3 protein-coding genes are annotated in these 5472 nt (G+C 67.9%); all 3 read right to left on the bottom strand.

Annotated elements, in window-relative coordinates; translation table 11 throughout:
• Positions 1-3241 (bottom strand): serine hydrolase (locus tag Q1J95_RS13995; RefSeq protein ID WP_300268615.1); only part of this gene is annotated, 3241 nt, incomplete at its 3' end.
• A gap of 14 nt (positions 3242-3255) precedes the next feature.
• Positions 3256-4005, bottom strand: coding sequence for an ABC transporter ATP-binding protein (locus tag Q1J95_RS13990; RefSeq protein WP_300268613.1), 750 nt, complete (start codon positions 4003-4005; stop codon positions 3256-3258).
• Positions 4002-5472: ATP-binding cassette domain-containing protein (locus Q1J95_RS13985; protein ID WP_300268611.1), on the bottom strand; the 1471-nt coding region annotated here is incomplete at its 5' end. The genes Q1J95_RS13985 and Q1J95_RS13990, both read right to left, overlap by 4 nt.

The raw sequence follows: 5472 nt of genomic DNA, 5'->3' as shown, positions 1-5472 counted from the left end.
CGAACACGCCGTCACTGATCGGGGTGAGCGCATATTCGTCGACCGGATTCGGTTCCATCTCGGCGAGCGGGCCGAGCAGGGTCGTGCGCAGCATCGGTGAGTCGTCCCCGACGTAGACCTCCATGCGTACGGAGGCGCGCTCGTACGTACCGAGGTATGGCGTGACGTCGACGTCGACCGGCTCGGCCGGCGGCACGACGGGTGCCTGCATGTCGACGCCCGAAAGCTCAGCGAAGATCTCTCGGTACAGGTCTCCGTAGAGATCACGGGTGTGGCCGCCGTTGGTGAGCAGCGTGACGGCGACCCCGGACTCTTCGTGAATCCGCAGGAACGCGGCCTGACCGATCGTGTTTCCGTCGTGGCCGTACAACCGCGCGCCGTTCCAGTCGAAGCGAATCCAGCCCAGCCCCCACGAGTCTCCCAGCACCTGCTTGTCGGGCACCTCGGCGTGGAACGCGTGCATATCGGCGACGGTCTCCTCGCTCAGTACCCGGGTGCCATCGGCGCCGACACCGCCGGCGAGATGCAGTCGCGCGAACGACAGCACATCGGCGGCCCGTGCGGCGATGAGCCCGGCCGGACCCATCGAACGGGGAAGGCTCCACACCGGCGCGAGGATGCGCTCGCCACCGGCATCCACATGCCCGATGGCCGCGGAATGCAGGATGGCCTCTTCCGGCAGGGTCACGGTGTGGGTGAGCCCGAGCGGCGTGTAGAGCAGCTCGCGCATCGCCTCATCCCATGTCTGGCCCGTCACTTGCTCGATGATGCGTCCCAGCAGCGAGAAGCCCGCGTTGCAGTACGACCACGTCGCGCCCAGGGGGTGGTTCTGGGCCACATCTGCGAGCAGATCGACGTACTTCTCCAGGCAGTCGTCGCCTCGGCCGGTGTCGGTGAACACATCGCCGTCGAGGCCACTCGTGTGAGTCAGCAGATGGCGCACCGTCACCCCGGCTGAGAGTTCGTCGTTCGCCAGCCGCAGCCCGTTGATGATCTCGGATGCGGGGGTATCGAGGGTGAAGTGCCCCTGCTCGATCAGACGCATGATCACCGTGGCCGTCCAGACCTTCGAGATCGAGCCGATCTGGAACAGTGAGTCCGGAAGGGCCGTGGCCGAGGCATCCGGCAGATCCTGATTGAGCGTTCCCGTGGCGAGCGTGACGATATCGTCGTCGCCGTTCGCGTCATAACGCAGAATCCCGAGCTGTGCGCCGGGGACACCGTGCAGGGCGGCCAGGGAGTCGAGTCGGCGCTGCCAGCGCGCCGCGTCGATGCGCGCGGGTCGTGGACCCTCGGCGCTGCCAGCGTACTGCTTGACCCATTCCACGACACGGCGCGCGTAGTCGACGCGATGACTGGGCACGCCCATGAGCGGGAAGATGTGACTGCCGCCCGGGTACACGACCAGACGCGTCGGCACCTCGCGCTCGCGCAGCGCCGTGTACCACTGCTGAGCCTGCCCCAGCGGGCAGCGCTGATCTTTCTCTCCGTGCAGCACCAGCGTGGGCGTGGTGACGTTCTCGACGGCCGTGTACGGCGACATCGCGGCGAGCTGCTCACGGTCGGCAGACTTCCACGGCATCATGCCGATCTCGTACACGTTGAGCAGGTGGGCATCATCGCTCGTGCCGCCGATGCTCACCAGATCCGAGACAATGCCACCGGCAACGGCTGCGGCGAAACGGTCGTCGTGTGCCGTGAGGTACGCCGTCATGAATCCGCCGTAGCTGTAGCCGGTCACCGCCAGGCGCTTGGGATCGGCCGTTCCCTCGGCGACGAGCTGGTCGACGGGCTCCAGGAAGTCCTTCGCATCGGCGACGCCCCACGCCGCGTTCACGCCCTTCCAGAACGCCTCGCCGTACCCGTCGCTGCCGCGGGGGTTGATCATGACGATCGTCCACCCGGCGGCCGCGAGCTCCTGGTGGAAGACATGCATCTCCTCCAGCGCACCATTCCATGCGTTGTGCGGGCCGCCGTGTATGTCGACCAGTAGCGGCGTGGGCCCTGAGACGGCCGGGTCGCGTACGATCCAACCCTGCACGACGGTGCCGTCGCTGATGGTGAACTCGCGGCTGGTGCGCACGAACAGCTCGACTCCCTCGGGAGCGGAGCCGTGCGCCGTGACGACGGTGCCCGCGCCGGTTGATACATCCACCCGCACGATCTCCCCGAACGAGGTCGGTGTCGACAGGGCGACCGCGGCGGTGTCGCCGGCGACCGTGAGGCCACTGACGACCTCATCGGTTCCGCCGAAGACATGGCGCGGCTCACCGCCTGCGACGGCAACCGCGTACAGGTGGGTGGCGCCGCGATCGCGCACCGCGAAGAGCACATCGCCGGATGCCGTGAACTGCGGCAACGCGCCCGGGTAGGCGGGCGCTCCCGGCATGATGTTGCGATCGAGTGAGCCGGCGAGATCGGTGACCTCGCCGGTTTCGAGGTCGACGCGGAACAGCCCGGCGTGCCCGTGCGGCTCACCGGTCCAGCCGACGACGATCAGACCGCCTCCGTCGGGCGTATAGGTCACTGTCGCGGCGAGCCCGTCGGCGAAGGCCACCACGCGCGGCGCAGCCGCGGGATCGGCCGAATCGATCGTGTGCACCGCGGCACGCGCGTCGAGGTCGCTGGCCTCAGCCGGCCGCGCCGTATAGGCGATGGTCGTGCCATCCGGAGCCCAGGCGGGGCCAGCGACGTGAATATCGCCGTCTGTCAGGCGCTGAACGCGGTCATCGGCGAGGTCGAGCACGTGCAGTTGTTGGCGCACGCCGCGTACGAACCATTCGCCGTCGATCATGTAGTCCAGGGCATCCGTCACGATCGGCGCGTTCTCGCGCGCCGCGCGTTCTTCGGCGCTCTCGGTCTCGCCCGACTCCCGTGCGATCGGTGCGGTGAAGGCGATCTTCGTGCCGTCGCTGTTCCAGACGGCAACGCCCGCGCCTAGCGGAAGGTGCGTACGCTGCTGGGGCTCGCCGCCACCGAGGGGCAGCGTCCACAGCTGTCCGTCGCGCACGAAGGCGATGCTCGTGCCATCGGGTGAGAACACGGGGGCGCTGTCGCGCTCACCGTGAGTGAGAGCGCGGGTGGTGCCGTCGTGCTGCAGCCAGATCGTGCTCGTCGGACGGTCAGCGTCGACGTCGGTGCCGCCGAGCACATAGGCGAGGCGCGCACCGTCGGGTGACAGCGCCGGCTGGCTGGGAATGGTGAGGGCGAGGGCATCGTCAATGCTCATACTGCGGGTCACGCTGTACTCCTTCATCACGGGGTGAACTGGATAGGTCGGGGGATCGCGGCCAGTAGCTCGCGCGTGTAGGCATCGTGCGGGTCGCCGAGCACATCCGCTGTCGCGCCCTCCTCGACGAGCTGACCGTCATGCATGACGGCGACGCGAGAGGAGACATAGCGCACGACCGCGAGATTGTGCGAGATGAACAGCAGCGACAGGCCGAGTTCGGCCTGCAGCTCGCGGATGAGATTGAGGATCGCACCCTGGATCAGCACGTCCAACGCAGACGTGATCTCATCGGCGATCAGCACGCGCGGCTTGCCCGCCAGGGCACGCGCGATGGCGATGCGCTGGCGCTGACCACCGGAGAAGCGTGCGGGGTAGGCGCCTGTGCCGTTCGGGTCGAGGTGCACGAGCTCGAGCAACCGCGCAGCCTCGGCCGCGCGTGCTCGCCGCGTCATGCCCGATGGCATGACCTCGGCGATGCTCGCCCCGATCGTCATGCGCGGATCGAGCGAGGAGTAGGGGTCTTGGAACACCATCTGCAGCGGGCGCGGACCACGGCGCGGAATCGGCTCATCATCGACCAGGATGCGCCCCGAAAGCAGCGGGACGAGCCCGACCGCGGCGCGGGCGAGAGTGGATTTTCCTGATCCTGATTCGCCGACGACCCCGACCACTTCGCCGTCGGGGACGGTGAGGGAGACATCGTCCACCGCGGTCATCGCCGCGCGGCCGTGTCCGTAACGGACGCTCACGTTCTCGAATCGCAGCTCACTCATCGTGCCTCCTCCGCGGCGGACGGCTCCTGCAGCGTCGCGAGCGGACGTGTCAGATCTGTCCCCATATGCGGCACCGCCGCCAGCAGGGCGCGGGTGTACGGATGCTTCGCCGTTGAGAGCTGGTCCGAACGCAGCTCTTCGACGATCTCGCCGGCGTTCATGACCAGCACACGATCGCAGAGCTCGGCGACGACGGAGATGTCGTGACTGATGAACAGCACGGATGCGCCGTCTCGGTCGCGGATCGCGCTCAGCAGTTCGAGCACCTGGCTTTGAACGGTCACATCGAGTGCCGTCGTGGGCTCATCCGCGATGATGAGCTTCGGTGTGACCATGAGGCCCATGCCGATCATCGCTCGCTGGCGCATACCGCCCGAGAACTCGTACGGGTACTGCCGCACACGGCGGGCCGGCTGGGTGATCCGCACATCAGCCAGCCGGTCGGCGGCACGGCGACGCGCTTCTCCTCGGTTGAGCCCGGCATGTTCGGTGGCCACCTCGGCGAGCTGATCGCCCATGCGCATGGTCGGGTTGAATGACGACATCGGATCCTGGAAGACCATCGCCATGGAGGTTCCGAGCAGACGGCGACGTCGCCGGTTGCTCGCCGTCTGCAGGTCGGTGCCGAGGAAGCGCAGTCTCTTCGCCTCGGCGAGGCCGGGTTCGGCGATCAGCTGCGCGACCGCGAGCGCGGTCATCGACTTTCCAGAACCGGAGGCGCCGACGATGCCGACGATCTCGCCCTCCTGAATCGTGAACGATACGCCGCGCACGGCCGTGATGGGTTCGCCCGCGCCGGGGAAGGTGACGCGGAGGTCATCCACCTCCAATACGGCGGAATCGGCATGCGGCTCGGGTGCGGCCGGAACGGTTGCGGGGCGCCGACGACGTCGGGTGCGCCAGCGTGCCGCCGTGATGATCTGATCGTCGGCGATGCCGAGCGTGCGTGCGGCCGATTCTCCGGTCAGGTTGAATGCGAGCCCGGCGATGACGACGGCTGCACCGGGGGCGAGTGCGGCGGCGGGGTTGAGGTAGATCGCACGCACGCCGTCCATGAGCAGACGCCCCCAGTCGTACTCAGGCGGCTGCACACCCAGACCGAGGAAGGACAGTCCCGCGAACGCAAGCAGGGCGCCTCCGGCACCGATGGTCGCGTTGACGATGAGTGGTTCGCCGATGTTGGGGAAGACATGTCGCACCAGCACGCGGATCCGGCCGACACCGCCGACGCGTGCGGCGGCGATGAAATCTCGTGCCTCGATGCCGCCGATCAGGTTCTGGCACAGCCGAGCGAAGGACGGGGCACCGGCTAAACCGATGGCGAAGACAGCGGCGGTCGCGCTGCTGCCGAAGATCGCGGCGAAGAAGAGCGCCAGCAGCAGTCCGGGGAAGGCGACGGCGATGCCAGTGAACCAGATCACCGGTCTGCCCAGCGTGCTGCCCAGCAGGAAGGGCGCCGCGCCGAGG

Source organism: Microbacterium sp., from assembly GCF_029263575.1.
GTDB lineage: Bacteria > Actinomycetota > Actinomycetes > Actinomycetales > Microbacteriaceae > Microbacterium.
The sequence above is the reverse complement of the archived record's forward strand: the minus strand, read 5'-3'. Positions and strand labels throughout refer to the sequence as shown.

What these genes read in the sequence shown, in the direction of transcription:
- Q1J95_RS13990 (WP_300268613.1), bottom strand. Translation starts at nt 4,005, where the DNA reads ATGAGTGAGCTGCGATTCGAGAACGTGAGCGTCCGTTACGGACACGGC.